Here is a 26,590-nt window from a genome sequence, read left to right on the forward strand (position 1 = left end):
AGGATGCTCTCCCTGGTCACCTATCTGCGCGAGCGCCCCGGCGCCCGGGTCGGCGAGGTCGCCCGTGCCTTCGGCATCACCGAGCAGGAGCTGATCGCCGACCTCAATGTGCTGCCGATGTGCGGCACCAGCTTCCGTGGCGGCGACCTGCTGGACATCGACACCGACGGCGAGCACATTTGGTGGCACAACGTCGACGACGTCGCCCAGCCGCTGCGGCTGGCCGCCGACGAGGCCACCGCCCTGCTGGTGGCCGCCCGCGCGGTGGCCGGGCTGCCCGGGCTGCGCGAGCGCGACCGGCAGGCGCTCACCCGCGCCGTCGCCAAGATCGAGTCCTCCGCCGGGGAGAGCGCCCAGGGCAGCGCCCGGGTCGGGGTCACCTTCGAGGCCGAGGGGCATGTCTTCGCCGACGTCGACCGGGCCCTGTCCGAGCGCCGCCGGCTCTGGCTGCGCTACTACTCCTACGGGCGCGGCGGCATGACCGAGCGCGAGGTGGACCCCATCCGGATGGTCACCGAGGGCCACACCTATCTGGAGGCCTGGTGCCGGGTCTCCGAGGGGCGGCGGATGTTCCGCCTGGACCGGGTGGCCGACCTCCGGGTGCTGGACGCCCCCGCCGACCCGCCGCCGCTGGAGCTGCGCGACCTCTCCGAGGGCCTGGTGCGCCCGGCCGCCGACGACCCGGAGGTGGTCCTGGAGGTCGGTCCCGGCGGCCGGTGGGTCACCGAGTACTACACCCATGACGAGGCGGTAGAGCTTCCCGACGGCGGCCTGCGGATCACCCTGCGCACCCCGGACCCCTCCGGGCTGCGCCGCCTGGCGCTGCGGCTGGGCCGCGACGGGCGCATCGTCGCCCCCGCCGACCTCGCCGAGCGGGCCCGCGCCACCGCGCTGGAGGCGCTGGCCGCCTATGGACCGGAGCAGGCCCCGGCGGGGAGCTGACCACATCGGCGAGGGTGCCGAGCTTGCGGGGGGCGTGGCCGTCACGGCCCGGAGAGGAAACGGTACGCGGGTGTCCACGACCACGCGGTTCAAGGCGTTCTGCACGGAGTGCCGCAGCAAGGTGGAGCTGGGGGCGGAGGCGCTGCGCCTCGCCGTCGGCCGCAGCCGCGAGCGCACCTTCTACAGCTTCACCTGCCCGGAGTGCGGTGCCGCGGTGCGCAAACCGGCCGGTGAGCGGATCGTGGACGCGCTCACCGGCGCCGGCGTCTCCACCATGCGGCTGCACCTCGGCCCGTGAGGCCCGTCATGCCGGTGCCGCCCGTGCCGCCCGTGCCGCCCGTGCCGCCCGTGGCACCCGGGCCGCGGTGCCGTCCATGACGCCCGGCCGGATGCCCTAGGCTCGGGCCATGCCATGGATGATCGTCGGCGCCACCGGCCTGGCCACCGCCGGACTGCTGGTGCTGGGCTGGCTCGGGCTCCGCGTCTGGCTGGACGTACGGAGCCTCGCCCGCGAGGTGGACACCGCCTCCCGCGCGCTCGCCCGGTCGGCCACCAGGCTGGAGGCGGCTGCCGCACCGCTCGCGGACGCCCTGGCGGCGACCGCGACCGGAGCGGGACGCGCCCCCTCCCCGGATCGCGCGCCGCCACGCTGACCAGCGGCTTCCACCGGGTGGCGCGGTCACTGCGGTGGACAGGGGGTCGTGCGGTGTGCTCCACCGCGTTACCCTCAGGAGGCGGCCCTCGAATCTGCGGTGGGGGGCCGTCGCCGTGGAGACCGCAGGGCGTTGCCCCTCGTTCATCGCCACCGGCTACGATCGCCGGACAGGAGACGGACGGATCCGGTGAGACCCCGCCCTCCCCGCGCCTCGACGGAACCGGCGCACAGACCAGGAACGCCGCCTCGGTGAGAAGGTAGTCGCATATGTTTGGCAGGCTCGGAGCACCCGAGATCATTCTCATTCTTGTGGTCGTCGTGCTGCTGTTCGGCGCCAAGCGGCTCCCCGACATGGCCCGCTCCCTCGGCCAGTCGCTGCGGATCCTCAAGAGCGAGACCAAGGCGATGCGGGGCGACGGTTCGGCCGCCGCCCAGGAGCAGCCCGCCGACGCGGCCCCGGCCGACGCCCCCAAGACCATCAAGGCCGCCCCCGGTGACGCGGCCACCGCCCGCCCGGTCGGCGAGACCGCGCCCGGCGCCGCCCAGCAGCGGGACACCGCCCAGCGCTGAGCCGCAAGCGCCGCGTACCACCAGGAGAACCGCGAGCGGGCCGCCGTGCCCCCGCACGAGTCGAGGACCGGGGTTGCTGAAGTCTGCCAAGACACCGAAGGACCCCGAGGGGCGGATGTCCCTCGGGGATCACCTTCGCGAGTTGCGCAACCGCCTGATGAAGGCGGTCGGCGCCATCCTGGTGGTCACCATCGTCGCGGCCTTCTTCTACCGCGACCTGATCGACTTCCTGATCCACCCGCTCGACGGCTGCGCGGCCAAGATGAGCGGTGCCAGCGGCGGCGAGAAGTGCATCATCGCGGTCACCAACCTGCTGTCGCCGTTCGGCCTGGCCATCAAGGTGTCGCTCACCGCCGGACTCATCGTCGCCAGCCCGGTCTGGCTGTACCAGCTCTGGGCGTTCATCGCCCCGGGGCTGCACCGCCACGAGAAGAAGTACAGCCTGGCCTTCCTCGGCATCGGCATCCCGCTCTTCCTCGGCGGCGCATGGTTCGCGTACACCATCCTGCCGACCACCGTGGCGACGTTGCAGTCCTTCACCCCGACCAACGCCACCAACATCCAGAACGTCGACGACTTCCTGAACATCGCCACCCGGATGGTCATCGTCTTCGGCATCTCCTTCGAGCTGCCGCTGATCCTGATCATGCTCAACTTCGGCGGAGTGCTCTCCGCCAGCCGGATGATCGGCTGGTGGCGCGGCATGGTCATGGGCATCACCATCTTCACCGCCGTCGCCACGCCCACCACCGACCCGGTCTCGATGCTGCTGCTGGCCGCGCCGATCCTGCTGCTCTATGTGCTGGCCTGCGTGGTCGCCTGGGTCAACGACCGGCGCCGCCGCCGGGCCCGGGCGGCCGACCCCAACGCCCAGCTGAGCGACGAGGAAGCGTCCGAACTGGACCTCACGCCGACCCCGATCGCCCCGGTGCAGCAAGTCGACGCCGCCCCGGCCCGCACCGAGCAGCTGGACGACATCACCTGACCCCGCCCGGTCACCCCGCCGGACCCGGCCGCTGCATCCGCCGGTTGCACCTGCTCGGCGGGCCCGGCGGCGGGCTCGGCGGCGGGACCGCGCGCCGGAAAGGCAGGCGGTGCCAAAACCTTGCTATCGATGTCGGTGCCGACGGGTAACCTCTGGCTTGAGATGCTCCTTCACCACACCGACCACACCCGCTGCGCCCCGGCGCCGGCCCCGGCCGACGCGGCTCCGCAGCCGCAGGCGCCGCCGCACGCGCTCCCGTCCAGCCCCAGCGGGCAGCACTCCCACGGGAAGAAGAGGTGACGCCGATGAGCAGCGCCATCCCCAGCGGTCCGGAGAGCCCCGAGCGCCCTGCGGAGACCGACCCGGAGAGCCTGTCGCCCGCCGAGCGGTACACGGCGGCCAGGCGACGCGCCCAGGAGCAGGCCACCGCCCTGTACGCGTTCCGGGAGCTGTACGACTTCCCGCTCGACCCCTTCCAGGTCGACGCCTGCGAGGCCCTGGAGGCCGGCCGGGGCGTCCTGGTCGCGGCCCCCACCGGGTCCGGCAAGACCATCGTCGGCGAGTTCGCCGTCCACCTGGCGCTGCGCGAGGGCCGCAAGTGCTTCTACACCACGCCCATCAAGGCGCTCTCCAACCAGAAGTACGCCGACCTGGTCAAGCGCTACGGCGCCGACAAGGTGGGCCTGCTCACCGGTGACAACACCGTCAACGGCGACGCCCCGGTGGTGGTGATGACCACCGAGGTGCTGCGCAACATGCTCTATGCGGGCTCGCAGACGCTGAACGGCCTCGGCTATGTGGTCATGGACGAGGTGCACTACCTCGCCGACCGCTTCCGGGGTGCCGTCTGGGAGGAGGTCATCATCCACCTCCCCGAGTCGGTCACCCTGGTCTCGCTCTCCGCGACGGTCTCCAACGCGGAGGAGTTCGGCGACTGGCTGGACACCGTGCGCGGCGGCACCACGGTGATCGTCTCCGAGCACCGGCCGGTCCCGCTCTGGCAGCATGTGCTGGCCGGCAACCGGATGTACGACCTGTTCACCACCGGCCGGCAGGGTACGGCCGGGCGCGACCGGCAGCAGGCCGACGGGCAGCGGCGCGAGCCCCGCCCGCCGTCCAAGGACGTCAACCCGGAACTGGTCAGGCTGGCCCGGGCCGAGCAGGACCGCCGGGCCGACCGCTTCGCCCGAGGCCGGGGCCGCTCCCAGCCCAACGGCCGCCCCGGCCGGGCCTGGACCCCCAGCCGGGTCGAGGTCATCGACCGGCTGGACGCCGAGGGCCTGCTGCCCGCCATCACCTTCATCTTCAGCCGGGCCGGCTGCGAGGCGGCGGTGCAGCAGTGCCTGGCCTCCGGGCTGCGGCTCAACAACGACGCCGACCGGGCCCGGGTGCGGGCCCTGGTGGAGGAGCGCACCGCCGCCATTCCGGACGAGGATCTGCATGTCCTCGGCTACTTCGAGTTCCTGGACGCCCTGGAGCGCGGCATAGCGGCCCACCACGCCGGGATGCTGCCCACCTTCAAGGAGGTCGTGGAGGAGCTCTTCGTCCGGGGCCTGGTGAAGGCGGTCTTCGCCACCGAGACGCTGGCCCTCGGCATCAACATGCCGGCCCGCTCGGTGGTGATGGAGAAGCTGGTCAAGTGGAACGGCGAGTCGCACGCCGACATCACCCCCGGTGAGTACACCCAGCTCACCGGCCGGGCAGGCCGCCGAGGGATCGACGTCGAGGGCCACGCGGTGGTGCTGTGGCAGCGCGGCCTGGACCCGGCGGCGCTGGCCGGCCTGGCGGGCACCCGCACCTATCCGCTGAAGTCCTCCTTCAAGCCGTCGTACAACATGGCCGTCAACCTGGTCTCCCAGTTCGGCCGGCACACCTCGCGGGAGCTGCTGGAGACCTCCTTCGCCCAGTTCCAGGCCGACCGCTCGGTGGTCGGCGTCGCCCGGCAGGTGCAGCGCAACGAGGAGGGCCTGGAGGGCTACCGCGAGGCGATGACCTGCCACCTCGGCGACTTCGACGAGTACGCGGCACTCCGCCGGGCGCTCAAGGACCGGGAGAACGAGCTGGCCCGCGAGGGCACCGCCCAGCGCCGCGCCTCCGCGATCGACGCCATCGAGAAGCTGCGCCCCGGCGATGTCATCCACGTCCCGGCCGGCAAGTTCTCCGGGCTGGCCCTGGTGCTCGACCCCGGACTGCCGCCGCAGGGCAGGGGAGGCCACCGGCCCGAGTTCCAGGAGGGCCCGCGCCCGGTGGTGCTCACCGCCGAGCGGCAGGTCAAGCGGCTGGCGATGATCGACTTCCCGGTGCCGGTGGAGGCGGTCGACCGGATGCGCATCCCCAAGTCGTTCAACCCGCGCAGCCCGCAGTCCCGCCGCGACCTCGCCTCCGCGCTGCGCACCAAGGCCGGGCACATCGAGCCGGAGCGCCACCGCAGGGCCCGTGCGGCCGCCGCCGACGACCCCGAGATCGCCCGGCTCCGCGCCGAGCTGCGGCAGCACCCCTGCCACGGCTGCGACCAGCGGGAGGACCACGCCCGCTGGGCCGAGCGCTACCACCGGTTGCAGCGGGACACCAGCCAGCTGGAGCGCCGGATGCGCTCCCGCACCCACACCATCGCCCGCACCTTCGACCGGGTCTGCGGCCTGCTCACCGACCTCGGCTATCTGCTCGGCGACACCGTCACCGACGACGGCAAGCGCCTCGCCCGGCTGTACGGGGAGCTGGACCTGCTGGCCTCCGAGTGCATCCGCGAGGGCGTCTGGAAGGGCCTGAACCCCGCAGAGCTGGCCGCCTGCGCCTCGGCGCTGGTCTACGAGGCCCGGCAGGCCGACGACGCGGCCGCGCCCCGGGTGCCGGAGGGCAAGGCCAAGGAGGCGATGGCGCAGATGGTGCGGCTCTGGGGCCACCTGGACGCGCTGGAGGAGCAGCACCGGCTGTCCAACGCCGAGGGTGTCGGCCAGCGCGAGCCCGACCTGGGCTTCGCCTGGGCCGCCTTCCGCTGGGCCTCCGGCCACGGACTGGACTCGGTGCTGCGGGACGCCGATATGCCCGCCGGCGACTTCGTCCGCTGGACCAAGCAGCTGATCGACGTCCTGGGCCAGATCCAGGACGCCGCCGGTGAGGACCAGGAGCTGCGCACCGCAGCCCGCAAAGCGGTGGACGCGCTGCGGCGCGGCGTCATCGCCTACTCCTCCGTCGGCTGACCGGCCCGCCCGGATACGCCGGGGAGCGCCCGAGCGGCACTCCCCGGCGCTCCCCGGCGGTCAGCCGGTGGCCCAGAGCGCGGTGACGGCCGCCGCCACCGCCGTCACGGCCAGCACGGCGCTGGTCGCGGTGAAGCGGCGGAGCGGCACCCGTACCCCGTGCGCGCGGCACCGCTCGAACCAGAGCAGGGTGGCGAGCGAGGCCCATGGCGTGATCAGGGCGCCCGCGTTGGTGCCGATCAGCAGCGCCAGCAGCCGGTCGTGGTCCGCCCCCGGCAGGGCGGACTCGCCGACCAGGTAGGCGGGCAGGTTGTTGATCACATTGGAGAGGCTCGCGCCGATGCCGGCCGTCCGCAGCAGGCTGCCCAGCCCGCCGCCGGGGCCCATCAGCGACTCCACCAGGCGCCCCAGGCCGTGCACCCGGATGGTCTCCACGGTCAGGAAGAGCCCGGGGACGAAGGCCAGCAGCCGCCAGGGGACCAGCCCCGGCCGCAGCACGCTGGGGCGGCGGACGGCGAAGGCGACCACCGCGACCGCTGCCGCCGCCGAGGAGGCTGCCCACAGGGGTACCCGCAGCAGCAGGACCACCGCCAGGAAGCCCGCGCAGGCGGCGGCGCAGACGCGGTGCAGCACCGGGTCCGCAGGGCGCGGCGGTGCCGGGACGCGGTAGCCGCCGGGGCCCCGCAGCCCGCGTCGCCAGAAGAAGATCCAGAGGCAGGCGGTGGTCGCGGCCAGCGCGGCCAGCTGCGGCGCCCACATCCGGGCCGCCACCTGGGCGGGGGAGAGCGCCACCGTCTCGGCGTCGAGCAGATTGGTGAGGTTGGAGACCGGCAGCAGCAGGCTGGCGGTGTTGGCCAGCCAGACGGTGGTCATCGCCAGCGGCAGCGGGGAGATCCCCACCCGGTCCGCCAGCGCCAGCATCACGGGGGTGAGCAGTACCGCCGTGGTGTCCAGGTTGAGCACGGTGGTGGTCAGCGCGGCGAGGCCCACGCAGAGCAGGAAGAGCGCGGCGTGGCTGCCGCGCGCCGCCCGAGCGGTCCGGCTGGCCAGTACGTCGAAGACCTCGGCCTCCGAGGTGAGCTCGGCCAGCACGATGACCGAGCCCAGGAAGGGCACCAGCGGCGCGATCCGGCGCAGCACCTCCGTGGCCGAGCCGATCGGCAGCAGGCCGGTGGCGATGCAGAGCAGGCCGCAGAGGAGCAGCGCCCCGGCCACCAGGTCCAGGGGATGCAGTCGGGTCCGGAGACGCATGGGCTCCACCTTTCACGGCCCCGCCGGGACGCGGGGCGCGGCGGGCCGGGTCAGCCGGCCAGCGCGGCCAGCAGACGGTGCAGCGATCCGCCGAGGCCCCAGCGGTCCGACAGCTCTTCCAGGGTCATCGGGTCGTGCGGTTCGCGGGGCAGCACCGGGTCGAAGGCGGGCAGCGGCGCGTCCTCGGCGACCCGGACCACCCGGGGGGCCACCGCCAGGTAGCCGCGCCCCTCGTGCAGCCGCTTGCGCTGGGCCGGGGTGAGGCCGGAGGCGGGGTCGTCCGCAGCGGCCAGGATCGCGTCCAGGCTGCCGTACGCCGCCAGCAGCCGCGCCGCCGTCTTCTCACCGACGCCGGCGACCCCGGGCAGGCCGTCGCTGGGGTCGCCGCGCAGCACGGCCATATCGGCGTAGTGGCGGCCGTCGACGCCGTACTTCCCGCGCAGCAGGGTGTCGTCGGTGCTCTGGAGGGTGCCCATCCCCTTGACCGGGTAGAGCACCCGGACCTGGCGTGCGTCGTCCACCAGCTGGAAGAGGTCGCGGTCGCCGGTGACCACGTCCACCGGTCCCCGGGCGCGGGCGGTGAGGGTGCCGATGACGTCGTCCGCCTCGTAGCCGGGGGAGCCGACCCGGGCGATGCCGACGGCGTCCAGCACCTGCTCGATCACCGGGATCTGCGGGGTGAGGGTGTCGGGCACCTCCTCCTCGCCGGGGGCGGCGGACGGTGCGGCGGCCAGCCGGTGGGTCTTGTACGAGGGGATGAGGTCCACCCGCCACTGCGGTCGCCAGTCGGCGTCCATGCAGGCGACCAGGTGGTCGGGGGAGTGGTCGGTGACCAGGCGCGCGATGAAGTCCAGCAGCCCCCGGACGGCGTTCACGGGTTGGCCGTCGGGGGACTTCAGCGAGTCGGGGACGCCGTAGTACGCACGGAAGTACAGCGAGGCGCTGTCGAGCAGCATCAGCCGGGGAGCGGTCACGCCCCGATCATGCCGTACACCGCAGGGTGTCCGCGCCAACGTGTCCGATTTGCGAAGAAGGTAAGTTTTTATCGGATTTATCGACGAAGCGGAAGCCTTGGTTCCGTGACCGTGGCCACATTCGGGTGTACACGCACCAAGCCCGGGTAGTCGGTCGCGGAACCAACCCTCGGTGCGGACGGCCGCTTGCGGCCGCCCGCATCGCAGATCGAGAGGTACTTGTGTCTCTGCTGGAAGCAGACCAACTGTTCAAGGTTTTCGGGAGACGGCCGGAGCAGGCCGTCGAGCGGCTGCGCTCGGGTGCCACCCGCGACGAGCTGCGCGAGGACGGCTCCACCGCCGCCGTGGTGGACGCCTGCTTCGAGGTCGGTGAGGGCGAGATCTTCGTCATCATGGGCCTGTCCGGATCGGGCAAGTCCACCCTGCTGCGGATGCTCAACGGGCTCTCCCGGCCCACCGCCGGCCGCGTGCTCTTCGACGGGCAGGAGCTGACCGCACTGCCCCCCAAGGAGCTGCGCACCGTGCGCTCCCACCGGATCAGCATGGTCTTCCAGCACTTCGCGCTCTTCCCGCACCGCAGCGTGCTGGAGAACGCCGGGTACGGGCTGGAGCAGCAGGGCGTTTCGCGCGAGGAGCAGGACCGGCGGGCCACCGAGGCGCTGGACCTGGTGGGCCTCTCCCAGTGGAAGGACTCCTGGCCCGACGAGCTCTCCGGCGGTATGCAGCAGCGGGTGGGCCTGGCGCGGGCGCTGGCCACCGACGCCGACCTGCTGCTGATGGACGAGTCGTTCAGCGCGCTGGACCCGCTGATCCGCCGCGAGATGCAGGAGCAACTGCTCCAGCTCCAGCAGCAGTTGCGCAAGTCCATCGTCTTCATCACCCATGACCTCAACGAGGCCATGCGGCTCGGCGACCGGATCGCGGTGATGCGCGACGGCCGCATCGTCCAGCAGGGCACCCCCGCCGAGATCGTGCTCTCGCCCGCCGACGACTATGTGGCGGCCTTCGTCGAGGACGTCGACCGGGACCGGGTGCTGGGCCGCAGCGCCGTACGGCCGGCCGGGGAGGTGCCGTCGCCGCCCCAGCGGGACGGCACAAGCGAGCGAAAGGCGGTGAACCGTGGCTAGGCTCCCGCTCGGCGACTGGGTGGAGAGCGGAGTCGACTTCCTCCGCGACCACTTCCAGCCCGTCTTCGACGCCATCACCACCGTCGTCTCCGGCATGTACCACGGCGTGGACGCCGTCCTGAGCGCTCCCCAGCCGCTGCTGCTGGCGGGCATCCTCGCGGTGGTCGCGCTCTGGCTGCGCGGTCCGCTCGCGGCCGTGCTCTCCTTCCTCGGCCTGGCGCTGATCGACTCCGTCCAGCAGTGGGACGAGGCGATGTCCACCCTCTCCCTGGTGCTGGTGGCCAGTGTGATCACGGTGCTGTTCGCGGTGCCGCTGGGCATCTGGGCGGCCCGCAGCACAGCGGTGAGCGCCGCCCTGCGTCCGGTGCTCGACCTGATGCAGACCATGCCGGCCTTCGTCTATCTGATCCCCGGGATCTTCTTCTTCGGGGTCGGGCAGGTGCCCGGCATCATCGCCACCATCGTCTTCTCCATGCCGCCCGGCGTCCGGATGACCGAACTGGGCATCCGGCAGGTCGACGGCGAACTGGTGGAGGCCGCCGAGGCGTTCGGCACCACTCCGCGCCGCACCCTGCTGGGCGTCCAACTGCCGCTGGCGCTGCCCACCATCATGGCCGGCGTCAACCAGGTGATCATGCTGGCGCTCTCCATGGTGGTCATCTCCGGCATGGTGGGCGGCGGCGGGCTGGGTGCCTCCGTCTTCACCGCCATCAGCCAGGTGGACATCGGCCTCGGCTTCGAGGGCGGCATCGCGGTGGTCATCCTCGCCATGTACCTGGACCGGATGACCGGAGCGCTCGGCCGCCGGGTCTCCCCGCTCGGCCGCCGCGCCCTGGCCAGGGAGAGCACCGGCCGCCGTACCGCCGCGCTGCGCTACCGGCCCTCCACGGCCGTCGCCGGGGTCGCGGTGGTAGTCCTCGCCCTGGTCGCCGGCGGTCTGCACGCCTTCGGCGGCAAGCAGTCCGAGGACTTCGCCCTCCCCGCCGGGGAGGACATCGGCCGGGGGCGGACGGTGGACATCGGCTACATCAACTGGGACGAGGGCGTCGCCGCCACCTACCTCTGGAAGGAGGTGCTGGAGCAGCGCGGCTACAAGCCCCGGTTGCAGAACATGGACGTCGGCGCGCTCTACACCGGCATGGCCGCCGGAAAGGTCGATGTGGAGCTGGACTCCTGGCTGCCCGTCACCCACGCCGACTACTGGAAGAAGTACCGCGACGACCTCACCGACCTGGGCTCCTGGTACGGCCCGACCTCGCTGGAGGTCAGCGTCCCCTCGTACGTCAAGGATGTGCACTCGCTGGCCGACCTCAAGGGCCGCTCCAAGGAGTTCGGCGGCCGGATCATCGGCATCGAGCCTGGCGCCGGTGAGATGAAGCTGCTCAACTCCACCGTGCTGCCGGGCTACGGCCTGGACAAGGAGTACCAGCTGACCACCGGCAGCACCGCCGGAATGCTCGCCCAGCTGGAGAAGTCGGTCAAGGCCAAGGAGCCGGTGGCGGTCGTGCTGTGGTCGCCGCACTGGGCGTACAGCACCTACGAGCTGACCAAACTGGCCGACCCCAAGGGCCTGTTCGGCAAGGGCGACGGCATCCACACCCTCGCCCACAAGTCCTTCCCGCAGAAGTTCCCGCATGTCTCCCGGTGGCTGAAGGACTTCAAGCTGACCGAGCAGCAGCTCGGCGGCCTGGAGAAGGCCATCAACGAGGCCGGTCAGGGCCGCGAGCAGCAGGGTGTGCGCAGCTGGCTGAAGACCCAGCCGGGCCTGGTCGACCAGCTGGCCCCGGTGGACACCGCCTGAGCGAGGGCCCCCGCGCCGCCGTGACGGACCTGCTGCCTCAGCCGTTCGCCGGGGCGGGCCCGAGCCGGTCGCGCAGCGCCTCGGTGTCGGAGACGAACCAGAGCTGGGTGCCACGGTTGCTCTCGCGGACGAAGTCCCGCAGGGCGCTGCTGGCGGCCGTGTGCCGGGAGATGTCGCCGACGATGGCGACGCGCAGCCGGTAGTTGGCGAACTTCTGCACGATCTCCCCGGCGACCCGGGTGTGCAGTCGGAAGAAGTCGTCCTCGAACCGGTCGGCCGGGATGGCGATCCAGGAGGCGTCGTGGTGGAACGCCTCGCCGATGAGGTCGGTCGCGTCGCGTTCGCCGTGCACCGGTTCACCGTCGGCGGCGCAGACCAGGACCGGCGTGCCGTTGATGTGCTGGAGGGTGTCGGGCATGGGGCTTGGCTCCTCGGCGCGTCGATGGTCCTGTGGTGCTTCCCCGGTGCGGTCCGGGCTGCCCAGGATGACGGCCACCCCGCCACCCGGTCCACCGAGTTACCCACGGCGCCGTCAGCCCCCGGCGGCGGCCACCAGCGCCCGTACCACCCGCAGGTCGCCGTCCCGCTCCGGATGCCACTGCACCCCCAGCAGAAAGCCGGGGCCGTCCCCCTCCAGCGCCTCCACCGTGCCGTCCGCCGCACGGGCGCAGACCCGCAGTCCGCTGCCGAGCCGGTCCACGGCCTGGTGGTGGTAGGTCGGCACCGCAAGCTCCGCCTCCGGCAGCAGCGCCGCCAGCGCCGTACCGGGCACCGGCCGCACCGGATGGCGGGTGAAGACCCCCGGGGTCGGACAGTGCCCCTGGTGGCCCACCGCCTCCGGCAGATGCTGCACCAGGGTGCCGCCCCGGACCACATTGAGCAGCTGCATGCCCCGGCAGACGCCCAGCAGCGGCAGCCGCGCCGCCGCTGCCGCCCGGATCAGCGCCGACTCCCACGCGTCGCGCTCCGGCGCGGTCGCCGCCGTCCGGGGGTGCGGCTCCGCCCCGTACCGGTCCGGGGCGATGTCCGGGCCGCCGGCCACCACCAGCCCGTCCAGCCGGGCGGCCACCGAGGGCGCCCGTCCAGGGTCGTCGGGCGGCAGCAGCACCGCCAGACCCCCGGCGGCCTGCACCAGCGCCGGGTACGCGGCCGGCAGCAGCGCCGCCGACTGCTCCCACACGCCCCAGCGGGCACGCTCCAGATAGGTGGTGATCCCGATCAGGGGACGGTTCTCCATGGCGCGCGGCCCTCCGGCTCGGGGGTCAGGACGGTTCAGGACAGGAAACCCCGCAGCAGCGCCGCCGTTCCGGCGACATGGGCCCGCATCACCGCGCGGGCCCGCTCCCGGTCGCCGTCCAGCAGCGCGGCGACCAGCGCGGCGTGCTGCGCCTCGGAGTGGTCCAGGTTGCGCGGCAGCAGCGGTATGCAGTCCAGCAGCTCATTGACCGAGGCCCGGACCGAGGCGTACTGCTCGGCGACCGACGGCGACCCGCACAGCTCGGCGACGGCGAGGTGCAGCCGGGTGTCCATCCGGCGGTAGTCGCCCAGGGCCGCCGACCCGGTCGCGGCCAGGCAGTCCCGCAGCCGCTGCGCCTGTACGCCGGTCGGCCGCCGGTCGGCGCACAGCTCGGCGGCGCCCACCTCCAGCACCTCCCGGAAGAGCAGGGTGTCCTCCAGCCGGTCGCCCATCCGCCGGGCGCGGCGGCGCAGCTCGTCACCGCCGGCCGAGGCTCGGCCGGCGTCCTCCACCGCCTCCGGCCGATAGCGGACGAAGGTGCCGCCGTAGCGGCCCCGGCGGGTCTCCAGCAGCCCCTCGTCCTGGAGCGCCTTCAGCGCCTCGCGCAGCGTCACCCGGCTCACCTGGAGCCGCTCGGCCAGCTCCCGCTCGGCCGGCAGCCGCCCGCCGTCGGGGACCAGGCCCAGCCGGACCAGTTGCAGGATGCGCTGTACGGCCTCCTCGAAGGTGTTGCCGGAGCGCACCGGGCGCAGCACGGCGGCCAGCCGGTCGTCCCCGCCGCCACCGTCCATCGCGCGCCTCCCTGCCGTCCACCGCGCCGCGCCGCGCCGGGCGGAACCCTTCCCATTCAATGGTACAAGGACATACCTTTGGACTGCTCGCAGCGGAACCGAGGAGGCATCCACCGTGCCCGACCGACCGACGCCGCCCCCCACCGGGGCCCCGCTCAGCCTCGAAGCGCTGCGCATCCTCGTGGAGAGCGGCGAGGTGCACACCGTGGTCCTCGCCTTCACCGACATGCAGGGCAGACTCCAGGGCAAGCGGTTCGCCGCCCGCTTCTTCCTCGACGAGGTGGCCCGGCACGGCAGCGAGGGATGCGCCTACCTGCTCGCCGTGGACGTCGACCTCAACACCGTCGACGGCTACCGGATGGCCTCCTGGGAGACCGGCTACGGCGACTTCGCCATGCACCCCGACCTCGGCACCCTGCGCCGCATCCCCTGGCAGCCCGGCACCGCCCTGGCCACCGCCGACCTCGCCTGGCACGACGGCACCCCCGTGCACGCCTCGCCGCGCCAGATCCTGCGCCGCCAGCTGGACCGGCTCGCCGAGCGCGGCTGGCACGCCCAGGTCGGCACCGAGCTGGAGTTCATCGTCTTCCGCGACACCTATGAGACCGCCTGGGAGCGCGGCTACCGGGGCCTCACCCCGGCCAACCAGTACAACGTCGACTACTCCCTGCTCGGCACCGCCCGCGTCGAACCGCTGCTCGCCCGCATCCGCAACGAGATGGGCGGCGCCGGGATGACCGTGGAGTCCGCCAAGGGCGAGTGCAACCTCGGCCAGCACGAGATCGCCTTCCGCTACGCCGACGCGCTCACCACCTGCGACCAGCACAGCGTCTACAAGACCGGTGCCAAGGAGATCGCCGCCCAGGAGGGCATGGCGCTCACCTTCATGGCCAAGTACGACGAGCGCGAGGGCAACAGCTGCCACATCCACCTCTCGCTCCGCGACGACCGGGACGACCCCGTCCTGGCCGGGCCCGACGGGGACATCGGCGACACCATGCGGCACTTCCTCGCCGGGCAGTTGGCCGCACTGCGCGAGTTCAGCCTGCTGTACGCGCCCAACATCAACTCCTACAAGCGGTTCCGCCCCGGCTCCTTCGCCCCCACCGCCGTCGCCTGGGGCCGCGACAACCGCACCTGCGCCCTGCGCGTCGTCGGCCACGGCCCCTCGCTGCGCGTGGAGAACCGCGTGCCCGGCGGCGACGTCAACCCCTACCTCGCCGTGGCCGGCATGATCGCCGCCGGACTGCACGGCATCGAGCACCGGCTGGAGCCGCCCGAGCCCTGCACCGGCAACGCGTACACCGCCGACTGCGCCCGGATGCCCGCCACCCTGCGCGAGGCCGCCGAGCTGTGGCGGGGCTCCGCCCTGGCCAAGGACACCTTCGGCGAGGACGTCATGGAGCACTACCTCACCATGGCCCGCGTGGAGCAGGACGCCCATGACACCGCCGTCACCGACTGGGAGCGCTACCGCTCCTTCGAGCGGATGTGAGCCGCCCGCCATGACCGATCCCACGACCGACGCCACCCCCGGGCCCCGCGCCCACCGCGTCCTCAACCCGGCCACCGAAGAGGTCATCGCCACCGTCCCGGAGACCGCCCCGGCCGAGGTCGACGCCGCCGTACAGCGCGCCGCCAAGGCCCAGCAGAGCTGGTCCGCCCTCGCGCCCGGCGACCGCGCCCGACTGCTGCGCCGCTTCGCCGACGCCGTCGACGGCCGGCTGGAGGAACTGGCCGCGCTGGAGGTCCGCGAGGCCGGCCACACCATCGGCGGCGCCCGCTGGGAGGCGGGGAACGTCCGCGACCTGCTGGAGTACGCCGCCGGGGGAGTGGAGCGGCTGACCGGCCGTCAGATCCCGGTCGGCGGCGGCGTGGACCTCACCTTCCACGAGCCCCTGGGCATCGTCGGCGTCATCGCCCCCTGGAACTTCCCGATGCCGATCGCCGCCTGGGGCTTCGCCCCGGCCCTCGCCGCCGGCAACGCCGTGCTGCTCAAACCCGCCGAGACCACCCCGCTGACCGCCCTGCGGCTGGCCGACCTCGCCCTTGACGCCGGCCTGCCCGACGGCCTGCTCCAGGTGCTGCCCGGCGCCGGAACCGTCACCGGCCGGGCGATCGTGGACCACCCCGCCGTACGGAAGATCGTCTTCACCGGGTCCACCGCCACCGGTAAGGAGGTCATGGCCCGCTGCGCCGCCCAGGTCAAGCGGGTCACCCTGGAACTCGGCGGCAAGAGCCCCAGCATCGTCTTCCGCGACGCCGACCTGGAACGGGCCGCCGCCGCCACCCCGATGTCCTTCCTCGACAACGCCGGGCAGGACTGCTGCGCCCGCACCCGCATCCTGGTCCAGCGCGAGGTGTACGACGAGTTCCTGGGCCTGCTGGAACCCGCCGTCGCCGCCGTCACCGTCGGCGACCCCGCCGACCCCGCCACCGACATGGGCCCGCTGATCTCCGCCGCCCAACGGGAGCGGGTCTCCACCTATGTCACCCCCGACATCCCCACCGCCGCCCGGGGCACCGTCCCGGCCGGGCCCGGCTTCTGGTTCCCGCCCACCGTCCTCACCCCCCTCGACCCCGGCTGCCCCGCCGCCACCGAGGAGATCTTCGGCCCGGTCGCCGTGGTGCTGCCGTTCGACGACGAGGCCGACGCGCTGCGCCTGGCCAACGCCACCCGCTACGGCCTGGCCGGGTCCCTCTGGACCCGCGACATCGGCCGGGCGCTGCGCCTGGCACGAGGAGTGGCAGCCGGCAACCTCTCGGTCAACTCCCATGCGTCCGTGCGGTACTGGACACCCTTCGGCGGCTTCGGAGAGTCCGGCCTCGGCCGGGAACTCGGCCCCGACGCCGTCGCCCACTTCACCGAGACCAAGAACGTCTTCATCAGCTCCGAGGAGTGAGCCGCCCATGACCACCGATCGGGACACCGACCAGCACAGCGACGGGGACAGCCGCCAGGGCACCGCCGAAGCGCCCGTCTGCCGCCGTCTGGTGGGCCGCACCGCCGTCATCACCGGGGCCGGCAGCGGCATCGGACTGGCCGCCGCCCGGCGCCTGGCCTCCGAGGGCGCCCGGGTGGTGTGCGCCGACATCGACACCGCCGCAGGCAAGGCCGCCGCCGAGGCGGTGGGCGGACTCTTCGTCCAGACCGACGTCACCGACGCCGCGCAGGTCGACGCCCTCTTCCGGGCCGCGCACGACACCTACGGCAGCGTGGACGTCGCCTTCAACAACGCCGGCATCTCGCCGCCCGACGACGACTCCATCCTCACCACCGGCCTGGACGCCTGGCGCCGCGTCCAGGAGGTCAACCTCACCTCCGTCTACCTCTGCTGCAAGGCGGCGCTGCCCTATATGCAGCGGCAGGGCCGGGGTTCCATCATCAACACCGCCAGCTTTGTCGCCGTGATGGGCGCCGCCACCTCGCAGATCTCCTACACCGCCTCCAAGGGCGGGGTGCTGGCCATGTCCCGCGAGCTGGGGGTGCAGTTCGCCCGCGAGGGCATCCGGGTCAACGCCCTCTGCCCCGGACCGGTGGACACCCCGCTGCTCCGCGAACTCTTCGCCAAGGACCCGGAGCGCGCCGCCCGCCGCCTGGTGCACATCCCGCTGGGTCGCTTCGCCCGGGCGGAGGAGATCGCCGCCGCTGTCGCCTTCCTCGCCAGCGACGACTCCTCCTTTGTCACGGCGAGCGAGTTCCTGGTGGACGGCGGGATCGCCGGCGCCTATGTCACACCGCTCTGACCCTCTCTTGACCCCGGTCTTATCAGGCACGACGTACCGTGCGGACCGTGACTGCGACGATTCCGTCCGGCTGGTACCCGGACCCGAGCGACAGCGGCGGCGACGGTGCGGAGCGCCGGCAGCGGTGGTGGGACGGCACCGAGTGGACCGGCAACACCCGTCCCGCACCGCCGGAGGTCCCGCCGGAGACGGTGGCGGAGACGGAGACGGTGGCTGAGACGGCGCCGCTTCAGGGGGTTGACGCACCGTCAGCTCCGCTGGAGGGTTCGGTGGTCGGCTGGCCCGCGATGCCGACCGTGCCGCCGAGCGGGGGCCGCCGCAGGCGGCCGTCGCGGGCCGTGGTGGCCGCCGTGGCGGTGGCGGCCCTGGTCGGCGCGGGCATCGGCGTCGGGGCGACCTACCTCGCCATGCGTGACGACCACGGCCCCTCGGCGGCCGGGCCCGCGCCGTCGGACGGCGGGCGTGGCGACACCGCACCGCAGTTCGGCGAGGGCGGCGGCTCCGGCGGCTTCGGCTCCGGGGGCGGCGATGGCTTCGGCGACGGGGGCAGCGGCGGCAGCGGCGGCAGCGGCAATGGGGGCCTGGGCGGTCGGGGCTTCGGCGGCAGCGGTGGGCTCGGCGGCGGCACCGGCGGTGACGGCGGCTCCGGCGGCCGGGGCGGCGCCGAGGCCCGTACCGCCGTCGACACGGTGAACGGCATCACGCTGCCGATCCCGTCCGGCTGGACCGGGGGCACCACCGGCGACGGCTACGCGGCCCTCTCCATCGGCTCCTACTCCTGCCCGGAGTCCCCGTACGGCTGCACCCTGGCCGGAGTGGCCACCAGCACCCTGCGCGTCGCCACCGACCCGGCCGCCGCCGCCAAGGGCGACATCAGCGCCGCCGTCAAGGAATCCTACGGCACCGTCACCTCCCACCAGGAGCTGAAGTCCGCCCCGGTGACCGTCGCCGGGCGGTCCGGTTACCTGGTCCGCTGGAAGGTGGACGCCAAGACCGGCAACGACGGCTATGTGGAGACCGTGGTCTTCCCGTCCGCCGGAGGCACCTCCCTGATCGCCGTCCACCTGGGCTTCGACGCCGTGGACAAGGCCCCCTCGGTCGACCTGATGGACACCATCGTCGCGGGGATCGCGGACCACAGCGGCTCCGGGACCGGCGGCAGCGGCACCTGAGCACCCACCGGCCCGGGGCCGCCGACCCCGGGCCGGGCCGCACGGCTCAGAGGAACGTCTTGCCCTCGCCCCGGTACGTCGGCACCGACTCCGCGACCCGGTCGCCCGCCACCAGGTGCAGCCGGTCGAACCGCTCGCACAGCTCACCCGCCTTGGCGTGCCGGAACCACACCCGGTCGCCGATCAGCAGGTCGTCCGCCGCCGAACCCAGCAGCGGCGTCTGCACCTCGCCCGCCTGCTCCTGCGGGTCATAGCGCAGGCCCTCCGGGAGGTACGGCACCGGCAGCCGGTCCCGCCCGGCCGCCCCCGACGCCGGATAGCCGCCGCCCAGCACCGTCACCACCCCCACCCCGGGCCGCCGCACCACCGGCTGGCCGAAGAGCGCGGCCGGACGGCCCCGGAAGGAGGTGTAGTTGTCGAACAGCCCCGGCATATAGAGCCCCGACCCGGCCGCGATCTCGGTCACTGCGGACTCCGCCGCCGTGGACTCCACACTGCCGGTGCCGCCGCCGTTGACGAACTCCAGGTCCGCCACCCGCCGCAGCGCGCGCACCACCGCCGCCCGCCGCCCGGCCAGCTCCGCCCGGGCCCGCGCCTGCATCGCCCGGACCGCCCGCGAGCGCAGCGGCCGACCCGCGAGGGAGTCGCCCACACCGGCGACATGGCCCTCGTACGCCATCAGCCCCACCACCCGGAAGCCGGGACGGCACTGCACCAGTTCGGCCAGCGCCACCAGATCCTCCGGGGAGCGCAGCGGGGAGCGGCGCGCACCGATGCGTATCCGCCCGCCCAGCAGATGCAGGGCGGTGTCCATCTCCAGGCAGACCCGGATCTCCTCACCGCTCCCCGGCCCGTCCGCGCGGGCCGCGTCGATCAGTTCCAGTTGCGCCGGGTCGTCCAGCAGCACGGTCACGGCGGCGGCCAGTTTGGGGTCGGCGGCCAACCGCGTATAGGCGGCCCGGTCCACCGAGGGGTAGGCCAGCAGCACATCCGGGTAGCCCGCCTCGGCCAGCCAGAGCGACTCGGCGAGCGTAAAGCTCATGATCCCGGCGATCCCGTCCACCGCCAGGGCCCGGTCCAGCAGCGCCCGGCAGCGCACCGACTTGCTGGCCACCCGGATCGGCTTGCCCCCGGCCCGGCGCACCAGGTCGGCCGCATTGGCGTCGAACGCCTCCAGGTCCACGATGGCCAGCGGTGCTTCCAGGTGCGCGGTGGCCCGGTCGTACCGGGCGCGGTCAGCAGCGGGGTTCACCATGGCCGAAGACTGCCACACGCTGCTACCGGTCGGTAGATCCGAAGCTGTGGACGACGGATCGATTCTGCTGGGCAATCGGATCCGTGGCGCCGCCCCAACGCGTAGGGTGGCGGCCGTAGTTGCGCAGGTAGGACGCCGGGGAGCGCTGTCCGACGGGCCTGCCGTGTGCCGTGGGACGGGGGTGGCCGCAGATGTACAAGGCCGAGGTGGTGCCGCACGGGGCCGCCGTCCCCGCCCGGCGGCCGTTCCTCGCGGACCGCCTGCCGCCGCCCGTACAGCCCGTCCCGCTGCTCCCCACCGCCACCACCGCCACCACCGGCCGGGTCAGGGCGGGGCTCGCCGTGCTCTCGCTGGCCACCGGCGTGGGACTGCTGCTCGGGCCCACCGTCGGCGCCGCCCTCGACCCCGGCCGGGTGGCGGCGGCCGGTCTCCCAGCGGCGGACGAACGCTTCGCGCTGGCCCGCACCCTGTGGCGCACCGCCCCCGCCGACAGCCTGCTGCCCCCGACGCTCACCCCCGGCGACGGGTCGACCTGGACCCGCACCGCCGTCGCCGCCGACACCGCCTGCACCCCCGCCGCCCTCGGCCGCGACCTCTATGCCGCACTCGCCCCGGTCGGCTGCGCACGGCTGCTCCGCGCCACCTACACCGACCTGGCCCGCAGCCGCCTGGTCACCGTCGGCATCGTCACCACCAAGGCCGACCGTACGGCCACCGCCCGCTTTGCCGCCGCCCGGCGGACCGCACCGACGCCCGCCCCGGCCACCGACCCCGCCACGCCCGCCGCCACCTGGACGGTCCGCGCCGACCCGGCCCGCCCCTGGCTGGTCTGGACGGCCGCCGCCTTCGCCGACGGGCGCACCGTCCACCACCCGGCCCCGGCCGGCCCCGCCTCCGCCGACGACCCGCACGCCCCGCTGGTCGAAGCCGGCCTCCCGGACGCCGCCCGCCACCTGGCCGCCGCCATCCGAGCCGCCCTCGACCACACCCTCACCACCGCCTGGCACCAGGCTCACCCCACCCCGGAGACCACCCGGTGACGCCTTCGCGTGCTGGGCTTCGTCGGCTGGGGTCGGCTCCGTCTTCGGTCAGCGGGTTGTCTCTGGCTGGGGCTGGCTCGTCCCCGGCTCGGCTCACGGGTGGCGCCCTTGTGCGCTGGGTTTCGGGCTGGCTTCGGTCGCGGTCGGCCCTGTTCGGGTGGAGGGCCTGTGGGGTTGGGCCGGTGTCCCAGACGCCAGGCTCACCCCACCCCGGAGGCCACCCGGTGACGCCTTCGCGTGCTGGGCTTCGTCGGCTGGGGTCGGCTCCGTCTGCGGTCATCGGGTTGTCTTTGGTCGGGGCTGGCTCGTCCCCGGCTTGGCTCGCGGGTGGCGCCCTTGTGCGCTGGGTTTCGGGTTGGCTTCAGTCGCGGTCGGGCGTGTTCGGGTGGAGGGCTTGTGGGGTTGGGCCGGTGTCCCAGACGCCAGGCTCACCCCACCCCGGAGGCCGCCCGGTGACGCCTTCGCGTGCTGGGCTTCGTCGGCTGGGGTCGGCTCCGTCTGCGGTCAGCGGGTTGTCTCTGGTCGGGGCTGGCTCGTCCCCGGCTTGGCTCGCGGGTGGCGCCCTTGTGCGCTGGGTTTCGGGTTGGGTTCGGTCGCGGTCGGTCCTGTTCGGGTGGAGGGCTTGTGGGGCCGGGCCGGTGTCCCGCCGCCCCGTCACGGAGGCCGCCCGGTGACGCCTTCGCTGCCGACCGCCCGGCCGCAGCCCGGCCTCGGCGCGGGCCCGTCCGGGGTCGGGCGGACCGCCGGAAGGGCACGGCGGCGGCGGGGGCGGTCGGTCGGGGTGGCGCTGGGTGCCGCCGCGCTGCTGCTGGGCGGTCGGCTGCCCGCCGCGTCCGCCGACACCGCGCGGGACCACGAGTGGCCGCTGCACAGCCTGCACGCCCAGCAGGCGTGGCGTACCACCCGAGGGGCCGGGACGTTGGTCGCGGTGCTGGACACGGGCGTGGACCCGCACCACCCCGACCTCACCGGGCAGGTGCTGGCCGGGAAGGACACGGTCGGCGTCGGTGCGCGCCCCGGCGAACGGGCCTGGGCGCGGCACGGCACCGGCATGGCCGCGATCATCGCCGGGCACGGACACGGCCCCGGGCGGACCGAGGGCGTCCTCGGGATCGCGCCGGCCGCGCGGATCCTCCCGGTCCGGGTGATCCTGGAGGACGCCGATCCCCAGCGCCCTAAGGCCCGCAGCCGCCCGGGCAATGCCGTGGCGGCGGGCATCCGCTGGGCCGTGGACCACGGCGCCGACGTGATCAACCTCTCGCTCGGCGACGACAGCGAGGCCGCCCACTCCGACCCGGAGGAGAACGCGGCGGTCCAGTACGCGCTGCGCCGGGGCGTGCCACTGGTGGCCTCGGCGGGCAACGGCCGCCGGGGCGGCGACCGTTCCTCGTACCCCGCCGCCTACCCGGGGGTGATCGCCGTCGCGGCGGTGGACCGCGACGGCCGACCGGCCGACTTCTCGACCCGCCGCTGGTACACCTCCGTCGCGGCGCCCGGCGTGGACGTGGTGATCGCCGACCCCGACCGGCACTACTACGAGGGCTGGGGCACCAGCGCGGCGGCGGCCTATGTCTCCGGCGTGGTCGCCCTGCTGCGGTCGGCCCACCCGGGGCTGAACCCCGCCCAGATCCGGACCGCCCTGGAGGGCACCGCCGCCCGCCGCCCGGCCCACGGCCGCAGCGACGCGCTGGGGGCGGGACTGGTCGATCCGGTGGCGGCGCTGGCGGCGGCGGCCCGGATGCGGCCGGAGCCCGCCGTGCCGCGCCCGGCTCCGGCTGCCCAGGTCCGGTTCGGACCGGTCCCGGCGGCGCCCGCACCCGGTCCGCTCGCCCGCCGCACGTCGTGGAGCCGCCTGCTGCGGGTGCCGGTCGGCGGGTCGCTGGTGGTGTTCGCCGGGCTGCTGTGGCGCGGGCGGCGGCGCCCATCGCCCGGGACGACGGTCAGGTCCGGGTCTCCAACGCATCGGTGAGCGCGTCCGCTGCGGCCTCGGCGGCCGACTCGACCAGGGAGACGCCCTTGGCCTGGGTGGTGCTGCCGTCCGAGAGGACGGCGATCAGCAACCGGTGGCCGCCGTGGTCGACCCGGCCGATGCTGTTGACCACCCAGAGCCCGGTACTGCTGCGGGGCAGCCAGCCGTTCTTCAGCAGGGGCGCGGTGCCGGGGTCGGCTGCGGCGGAGACGCCCCAGCCCTGGTCGGCCTCGACCTGCCCCATCAGGGTGTGCAGATAGTCGCGGGCGGCGCTGCCGAGCGGTGAGTCCTGGCCGAAGACCGCCTGGAGCAGCGTCAGCTGGTCGGCGGCGGTGGTCTCGGTCAGGCCCCAGCGGCCGGCGGCCCCGGCGGTGGTGGCGGTGAGACCGAAGGTGCGGTTGGCACGGTCCAGCCCGGCGGCCAGGCCGATCCTGGTGTAGAGGGCGTCGGCGGCGTCATTGTCGCTGTTCTCGATCATCGTGGCGGCCCAGGCCCGCTCCTGGGCGGTCAGCCGGCGGTCCGCGTTCTGGGCCTGGAGCAGCAGCGCGGCCAGGATGTCGACCTTGGCGATGCTCGCGGTGGCAAAGGTGTGCCCGGAGCCGCCGTAGCCGGCGGTCAGCCCGGTGGTGAGGTCCGCCACCGCGACCGACAGGTTGCCCTCCGCCGTGGCGGTCACCGGGCGCACTGCCCGGGCCACCGCAGCCGCCACGTCCGCCGCGACCGCTTGGCCGGTGCCGGATGGCGACGCACTCCCCGACACCTGCTCCTCCGGGACCGCCGATCGGCCGACGGGGCCGGTGGCCGCTGCGGTGACGGACGGGGACGCGGTGGAACGCAGCGCAGCCGTGTCGCCCAACCCGTCACCGGACATATGCACCACCGCCCCGCAGCCGACCGCTGCGGCAGCCAGCAGTACCGTCCACCGCCATGTCCATCCCCGGTACCTTCCCCGCCGTCTCTGCCGCCGCCGCCCGCCGACCGGGCGGTCCGCCGCCCCCACCCTTTCAGATTCCCCTCGTGGCATGCCCGGGACGCTAGAAGCCGCTCCTGCGAGAAGGCTGAGAGCAAGGTGAGCGCCGCCTGAGAACGCCGACCGGCCGTCGCATACCCTCAGGGGCGTGGAGCGCAAGAACATCCCGGATCCCGGCTTCGCCGGAGACAGCGGCGGCGCCGATCCGCGCCTGGCCGAAGCCCTCGCCCGCTGGGCCGACGACCCTGCGGGGGCGGAGCCCGAACTGCTGGCCGCAATCGCCGCCGCCCGCCTGATGGTGCCGGTGGTGGCACTGCTCGGCGAGGTGGAGACCGGGTCGGACGGCCTGCGGCGGGAGAAGACCAGCGATATGGCCGTCCCCGTCGTGGAGGCGCCGGACGGTCGGCGGGCGCTGCCCGCCTTCACCTGCCTGGAGTCCCTGGCCCGGTGGCGGGCCGATGCCCGCCCGGTGCCGGTGCACGGCCGCCAGGCGGTGCTGGCCGCGTACGCGGAGCAGGCGGACACCCTGCTGGTGGACCCGGCCGGGCCGGTCTCCTACCAGCTGACCGGCGCCCCGCTGCGAGCCGTGGCCGAGGGGCGCGAGCACCTTCCGGCGGCCCGCGACCCGGAGGTGCTGGCGGAGGTGCGCCGCGTGGTGGCGGCCGAGTCCGCCGTCTCGCGGGCCTATCTGCGGCCCGCCGAGCAGACCGACGCCGTGCTTGCCCTGGTGCCGGAGCCGGGCGCCGACGACGACGCGGTACGCGGGGCGGCCCAGCGGATCGCCGGTGCGCTCGCCGGGAACGAACTGCTGCGGGTGCGCCTGGACCGGGGCCTGGACCTGGCGCTGATGCCCGCCTCTGCGGCGGTCGGCGGAGAGCCGCTCTACTCACGCTGAGCGGTGAGCGCCTGAGTGCCTGGGTACCTGAGCGCCTGAGTGCCTGAGTGCCGCGTACGGCTGAGGGGCCGCCCACCCGGGCGGCCCCTCAGCCGTACGCGGTCGCCGTCAGGCGTAGACCGGGCCGGTGAACTTCTCGCCCGGGCCCTGCCCCGGCGCGTCCGGCACCAGCGATGCCTCGCGGAAGGCCAGCTGGAGCGAGCGCAGCCCGTCGCGGAGCGGCGCGGCGTGGAAGTTGCTGATCTCGGGGGCGCCCGCGGTGACCAGACCGGCCAGCGCGGTGATCAGCTTGCGGGCCTCGTCCAGGTCCTTGTGCGCCTCGCCGTCCTCGGCGAGCCCGCACTTCACGGCGGCGGCGCTCATCAGATGCACTGCCACGGTGGTGATCACCTCGACGGCGGGCACATCCGCGATGTCGCGGGCGGCGGCGTCGTCCTCGGGCGCGTCGGGGATCGCGTCGGGGATGGGGTCAGGCTGGGTGCTCATGGTCTCGCTTGTCTCTGCGGGTAGTCCCTGGGGATGCTCTCCCCGGGAGCGTACGCGGCGGGATCCGGAGTAACGCTGCGGACCCGAACGCTGGTATGCTTCGAGACTGACCGGCTGTACACATCACCTTGTGCCTACACAGAGATGTGCACAGCCAGCAAGTGGAGGCTCCACGTACGAGGGACCCGATTGGGTTTCCAGTCAGTCTCCCACCCGATCGTCCTCCGGGTCGACGGGTTCCGGTCTGCGGTGGACACCCTTGGTGTCCGGTCCGCTCATGCCCCGCGCGGGGAACCTCGCGAGGGCGCTTCCGGTTGTTGTGGAGCCCCGCCTGTGCACCGTGCGGGGCTTTTTTCGTGTCCGCGGTGCGCGCCCGACGAGGCGCGCAGCGCAGCGCGGATGAAGTCCCGCCCGGTGAGTCGAGTCGACACGTGCGACCGCCGCCCGACGGCCGCATCGGAAAAAGGTGCAACCGAGGAGGCCCCATCAGCACCGAGCCCCGCATCAACGACCGGATTCGCGTCCCCGAGGTGCGACTCGTCGGTCCCAGTGGCGAGCAGGTCGGCATCGTGCCGCTTGCCAAGGCGCTGGAGCTTGCGCAGGAGTACGACCTGGACCTGGTCGAGGTCGCGGCGACCGCACGGCCGCCGGTATGCAAGCTCATGGACTACGGCAAGTTCAAGTACGAGTCGGCCATGAAGGCCCGTGAAGCGCGCAAGAACCAGGCGCACACGGTCATCAAGGAGATGAAGCTCCGGCCGAAGATCGACCCGCACGACTACGACACCAAGAAGGGTCACGTCGTCCGGTTCCTCAAGCAGGGCGACAAGGTCAAGATCACGATCATGTTCCGCGGTCGTGAGCAGTCCCGCCCCGAGCTGGGCTTCCGACTGCTGCAGCGGCTCGCGGACGACGTCCAGGACCTGGGCTTCGTCGAGTCCTCGCCCAAGCAGGACGGCCGTAACATGATCATGGTCCTCGGTCCGCACAAGAAGAAGACCGAGGCGATGGCCGAGGCCCGTGAGGCCGCCGCCGCCCGTAAGGCCGAGCGTCAGGGCCGCACCGCCGGACCGGAGGCCGATGAGGCCGACGAGGCCGTCGGAGCCCCCGAGGCCGCCGAGGCCGAGCAGCCGGCCGAGGCTTCGGCCGAGTAGTTCCACCTCGGTACCGGGGCGGCCTGCCCCGGCACCCGAAGATCCATCCAGCGCTCCCGCCCGAGCCCCGTGATGCGGGCGGGAGCGGACCGACGAGGAGAGTACGGCGACATGCCGAAGAACAAGACGCACAGCGGCGCCAGCAAGCGCTTCAAGCTCACTGGCTCCGGCAAGGTGGTGCGCCAGCGCGCCGGCCGCCGTCACCTGCTTGAGCACAAGCCCTCCACGCTGACCCGCCGCCTGGCCGGCACGGTCGAGATGGCCCCGGCCGACGCCAAGAAGGTCAAGAAGCTTCTCGGCAAGTGATCATGCCCCGCACCGCAGCACCGGTGCGGGAACCGGCAGATCCTTTCCGACCTATTCGAATGC

Annotated in this window: 24 protein-coding genes and 1 pseudogene; 17 read left to right on the forward strand and 8 right to left on the reverse strand. The window is 73.7% G+C overall.

Annotated features, from left to right (window positions below; genetic code table 11):
• The first annotated feature begins 3 nt into the window (after positions 1–3).
• The 6 genes from C7M71_RS27795 (at position 4) to C7M71_RS27820 (ending at position 6,352) form a co-directional block, all read left to right on the forward strand.
• On the forward strand, positions 4–942 hold the full coding sequence (locus tag C7M71_RS27795; protein ID WP_111489683.1) for a helix-turn-helix transcriptional regulator: 939 nt from the start codon (positions 4–6) through the stop codon (positions 940–942).
• Positions 911–1,240, forward strand: a complete 330-nt coding sequence (locus C7M71_RS27800; RefSeq protein WP_407675952.1) for a hypothetical protein — start codon at positions 911–913, stop codon at positions 1,238–1,240. Before C7M71_RS27795 ends, C7M71_RS27800 begins: the two co-directional genes overlap by 32 nt.
• 109 nt (positions 1,241–1,349) lie before the next feature.
• Positions 1,350–1,595 carry a hypothetical protein gene (locus C7M71_RS27805; RefSeq protein WP_114914616.1) on the forward strand — a complete coding sequence of 82 codons (246 nt, stop codon included), beginning with the start codon at positions 1,350–1,352 and terminating at the stop codon, positions 1,593–1,595.
• Positions 1,596–1,864: 269 nt separating this feature from the next.
• A complete protein-coding gene (gene tatA / locus C7M71_RS27810; protein ID WP_111489668.1) occupies positions 1,865–2,167 on the forward strand; it encodes a Sec-independent protein translocase subunit TatA in 303 nt (100 codons plus the stop codon).
• Between the two features lie 115 nt (positions 2,168–2,282).
• Positions 2,283–3,152, forward strand: coding sequence for a twin-arginine translocase subunit TatC (gene tatC, locus C7M71_RS27815; RefSeq protein WP_229758963.1), 870 nt, complete (start codon positions 2,283–2,285; stop codon positions 3,150–3,152).
• A 305-nt stretch (positions 3,153–3,457) separates the two neighbouring features.
• Complete coding sequence (locus tag C7M71_RS27820) at positions 3,458–6,352, forward strand: DEAD/DEAH box helicase (RefSeq protein WP_111489670.1); 2,895 nt, start codon at positions 3,458–3,460, stop codon at positions 6,350–6,352.
• Between the two features lie 60 nt (positions 6,353–6,412).
• On the opposite strand, the gene C7M71_RS27825 is transcribed toward C7M71_RS27820, so the two are convergent.
• Complete coding sequence (locus C7M71_RS27825; protein WP_111489671.1) at positions 6,413–7,603, reverse strand: SLC13 family permease; 1,191 nt, start codon at positions 7,601–7,603, stop codon at positions 6,413–6,415.
• A gap of 50 nt (positions 7,604–7,653) precedes the next feature.
• Positions 7,654–8,559, reverse strand: a complete 906-nt coding sequence (locus tag C7M71_RS27830; protein ID WP_111489685.1) for a 5'-3' exonuclease — start codon at positions 8,557–8,559, stop codon at positions 7,654–7,656.
• 239 nt (positions 8,560–8,798) lie between these two features.
• Here C7M71_RS27830 and C7M71_RS27835 point away from each other — a divergent pair.
• Positions 8,799–9,650, forward strand: a pseudogene (locus C7M71_RS27835) (quaternary amine ABC transporter ATP-binding protein); the annotation flags it as partial.
• 46 nt (positions 9,651–9,696) lie between these two features.
• The gene (locus C7M71_RS27840; protein ID WP_111489673.1) at positions 9,697–11,505 is read left to right on the forward strand and encodes an ABC transporter permease/substrate binding protein; all 1,809 of its coding nucleotides are present in this window, start codon (positions 9,697–9,699) and stop codon (positions 11,503–11,505) included.
• A gap of 37 nt (positions 11,506–11,542) precedes the next feature.
• On the opposite strand, the gene C7M71_RS27845 is transcribed toward C7M71_RS27840, so the two are convergent.
• The 3 genes from C7M71_RS27845 to C7M71_RS27855 all read right to left on the reverse strand — a co-directional run bounded on the left by C7M71_RS27845 (position 11,543) and on the right by C7M71_RS27855 (position 13,533).
• The gene (locus C7M71_RS27845; RefSeq protein ID WP_111489674.1) at positions 11,543–11,923 is read right to left on the reverse strand and encodes a DUF4180 domain-containing protein; all 381 of its coding nucleotides are present in this window, start codon (positions 11,921–11,923) and stop codon (positions 11,543–11,545) included.
• A 114-nt stretch (positions 11,924–12,037) separates the two neighbouring features.
• Positions 12,038–12,742, reverse strand: coding sequence for a gamma-glutamyl-gamma-aminobutyrate hydrolase family protein (locus tag C7M71_RS27850; protein WP_111489675.1), 705 nt, complete (start codon positions 12,740–12,742; stop codon positions 12,038–12,040).
• Between the two features lie 35 nt (positions 12,743–12,777).
• A complete protein-coding gene (locus tag C7M71_RS27855; protein WP_111489676.1) occupies positions 12,778–13,533 on the reverse strand; it encodes a FadR/GntR family transcriptional regulator in 756 nt (251 codons plus the stop codon).
• A 115-nt stretch (positions 13,534–13,648) separates the two neighbouring features.
• On the opposite strand from C7M71_RS27855, the gene C7M71_RS27860 reads away from it, so the two are divergent.
• Genes C7M71_RS27860 through C7M71_RS32800 form a run of 4 tightly spaced genes read left to right on the forward strand, consistent with a single transcriptional unit; the run spans position 13,649 to position 18,452 of the window.
• Positions 13,649–15,028, forward strand: coding sequence for a glutamine synthetase family protein (locus tag C7M71_RS27860; RefSeq protein ID WP_111489677.1), 1,380 nt, complete (start codon positions 13,649–13,651; stop codon positions 15,026–15,028).
• A gap of 10 nt (positions 15,029–15,038) precedes the next feature.
• On the forward strand, positions 15,039–16,436 hold the full coding sequence (locus C7M71_RS27865) for an aldehyde dehydrogenase family protein (RefSeq protein ID WP_229758964.1): 1,398 nt from the start codon (positions 15,039–15,041) through the stop codon (positions 16,434–16,436).
• Positions 16,437–16,443: 7 nt separating this feature from the next.
• Positions 16,444–17,280 carry a 3-oxoacyl-ACP reductase gene (locus C7M71_RS27870; protein ID WP_111489679.1) on the forward strand — a complete coding sequence of 279 codons (837 nt, stop codon included), beginning with the start codon at positions 16,444–16,446 and terminating at the stop codon, positions 17,278–17,280.
• A 47-nt stretch (positions 17,281–17,327) separates the two neighbouring features.
• Positions 17,328–18,452: a DUF2510 domain-containing protein gene (locus tag C7M71_RS32800; protein ID WP_162824429.1), complete on the forward strand. Its 1,125-nt coding sequence runs from the start codon at positions 17,328–17,330 to the stop codon at positions 18,450–18,452.
• Between the two features lie 46 nt (positions 18,453–18,498).
• Here the strand turns inward: C7M71_RS32800 and C7M71_RS27880 are convergent, their stop codons facing one another.
• The gene (locus tag C7M71_RS27880) at positions 18,499–19,707 is read right to left on the reverse strand and encodes an amino acid deaminase/aldolase (RefSeq protein WP_114914618.1); all 1,209 of its coding nucleotides are present in this window, start codon (positions 19,705–19,707) and stop codon (positions 18,499–18,501) included.
• Positions 19,708–19,898: 191 nt separating this feature from the next.
• Here C7M71_RS27880 and C7M71_RS27885 point away from each other — a divergent pair, with 191 nt between their 5' ends.
• Together C7M71_RS27885 and mycP are read left to right on the forward strand one after the other, a co-directional pair.
• Complete coding sequence (locus C7M71_RS27885) at positions 19,899–20,747, forward strand: hypothetical protein (RefSeq protein ID WP_111495386.1); 849 nt, start codon at positions 19,899–19,901, stop codon at positions 20,745–20,747.
• Between the two features lie 781 nt (positions 20,748–21,528).
• A complete protein-coding gene (gene mycP, locus C7M71_RS27890; RefSeq protein ID WP_229759254.1) occupies positions 21,529–22,716 on the forward strand; it encodes a type VII secretion-associated serine protease mycosin in 1,188 nt (395 codons plus the stop codon).
• On the opposite strand, the gene C7M71_RS27895 is transcribed toward mycP, so the two are convergent.
• Positions 22,688–23,572, reverse strand: coding sequence for a serine hydrolase (locus C7M71_RS27895; RefSeq protein ID WP_229758965.1), 885 nt, complete (start codon positions 23,570–23,572; stop codon positions 22,688–22,690). The genes mycP and C7M71_RS27895 overlap by 29 nt on opposite strands.
• A 262-nt stretch (positions 23,573–23,834) precedes the next feature.
• Here C7M71_RS27895 and C7M71_RS27900 point away from each other — a divergent pair, with 262 nt between their 5' ends.
• Entirely contained in the window at positions 23,835–24,581 is a 747-nt protein-coding gene (locus C7M71_RS27900; protein ID WP_111494647.1) for an SseB family protein, read from the forward strand.
• A gap of 108 nt (positions 24,582–24,689) precedes the next feature.
• Here the strand turns inward: C7M71_RS27900 and C7M71_RS27905 are convergent, their stop codons facing one another.
• On the reverse strand, positions 24,690–25,067 hold the full coding sequence (locus C7M71_RS27905; RefSeq protein WP_111494645.1) for a DUF1844 domain-containing protein: 378 nt from the start codon (positions 25,065–25,067) through the stop codon (positions 24,690–24,692).
• A 455-nt stretch (positions 25,068–25,522) separates the two neighbouring features.
• Between C7M71_RS27905 and infC the strand changes: the two genes are divergently transcribed.
• Both infC and rpmI read left to right on the forward strand, forming a co-directional pair.
• Positions 25,523–26,221 (forward strand): translation initiation factor IF-3, encoded by a 699-nt coding sequence (gene infC / locus C7M71_RS27910; protein WP_111494651.1) that lies wholly within the window; start codon positions 25,523–25,525, stop codon positions 26,219–26,221.
• Between the two features lie 111 nt (positions 26,222–26,332).
• A complete protein-coding gene (rpmI, locus tag C7M71_RS27915; protein WP_111494643.1) occupies positions 26,333–26,527 on the forward strand; it encodes a 50S ribosomal protein L35 in 195 nt (64 codons plus the stop codon).
• The last annotated feature ends 63 nt before the right edge of the window (positions 26,528–26,590 follow it).

This window comes from Peterkaempfera bronchialis (genome assembly GCF_003258605.2).
Taxonomy (GTDB): Bacteria; Actinomycetota; Actinomycetes; order Streptomycetales; family Streptomycetaceae; genus Peterkaempfera; species Peterkaempfera bronchialis.

What these genes read in the sequence shown, in the direction of transcription:
- C7M71_RS27855 (WP_111489676.1), bottom strand. Translation starts at nt 13,533, where the DNA reads ATGGACGGTGGCGGCGGGGACGACCGGCTGGCCGCCGTGCTGCGCCCG.
- C7M71_RS27805 (WP_114914616.1), top strand. Translation starts at nt 1,350, where the DNA reads ATGCCATGGATGATCGTCGGCGCCACCGGCCTGGCCACCGCCGGACTG.
- C7M71_RS27795 (WP_111489683.1), top strand. Translation starts at nt 4, where the DNA reads ATGCTCTCCCTGGTCACCTATCTGCGCGAGCGCCCCGGCGCCCGGGTC.
- C7M71_RS27800 (WP_407675952.1), top strand. Translation starts at nt 911, where the DNA reads ATGGACCGGAGCAGGCCCCGGCGGGGAGCTGACCACATCGGCGAGGGT.
- C7M71_RS27850 (WP_111489675.1), bottom strand. Translation starts at nt 12,742, where the DNA reads ATGGAGAACCGTCCCCTGATCGGGATCACCACCTATCTGGAGCGTGCC.
- C7M71_RS27820 (WP_111489670.1), top strand. Translation starts at nt 3,458, where the DNA reads ATGAGCAGCGCCATCCCCAGCGGTCCGGAGAGCCCCGAGCGCCCTGCG.
- rpmI (WP_111494643.1), top strand. Translation starts at nt 26,333, where the DNA reads ATGCCGAAGAACAAGACGCACAGCGGCGCCAGCAAGCGCTTCAAGCTC.
- tatC (WP_229758963.1), top strand. Translation starts at nt 2,283, where the DNA reads ATGTCCCTCGGGGATCACCTTCGCGAGTTGCGCAACCGCCTGATGAAG.
- C7M71_RS27865 (WP_229758964.1), top strand. Translation starts at nt 15,039, where the DNA reads ATGACCGATCCCACGACCGACGCCACCCCCGGGCCCCGCGCCCACCGC.
- C7M71_RS27830 (WP_111489685.1), bottom strand. Translation starts at nt 8,559, where the DNA reads ATGCTGCTCGACAGCGCCTCGCTGTACTTCCGTGCGTACTACGGCGTC.
- C7M71_RS27870 (WP_111489679.1), top strand. Translation starts at nt 16,444, where the DNA reads ATGACCACCGATCGGGACACCGACCAGCACAGCGACGGGGACAGCCGC.
- C7M71_RS27880 (WP_114914618.1), bottom strand. Translation starts at nt 19,707, where the DNA reads ATGGTGAACCCCGCTGCTGACCGCGCCCGGTACGACCGGGCCACCGCG.
- C7M71_RS27885 (WP_111495386.1), top strand. Translation starts at nt 19,899, where the DNA reads ATGTACAAGGCCGAGGTGGTGCCGCACGGGGCCGCCGTCCCCGCCCGG.
- C7M71_RS27905 (WP_111494645.1), bottom strand. Translation starts at nt 25,067, where the DNA reads ATGAGCACCCAGCCTGACCCCATCCCCGACGCGATCCCCGACGCGCCC.
- C7M71_RS27825 (WP_111489671.1), bottom strand. Translation starts at nt 7,603, where the DNA reads ATGCGTCTCCGGACCCGACTGCATCCCCTGGACCTGGTGGCCGGGGCG.
- tatA (WP_111489668.1), top strand. Translation starts at nt 1,865, where the DNA reads ATGTTTGGCAGGCTCGGAGCACCCGAGATCATTCTCATTCTTGTGGTC.
- C7M71_RS27845 (WP_111489674.1), bottom strand. Translation starts at nt 11,923, where the DNA reads ATGCCCGACACCCTCCAGCACATCAACGGCACGCCGGTCCTGGTCTGC.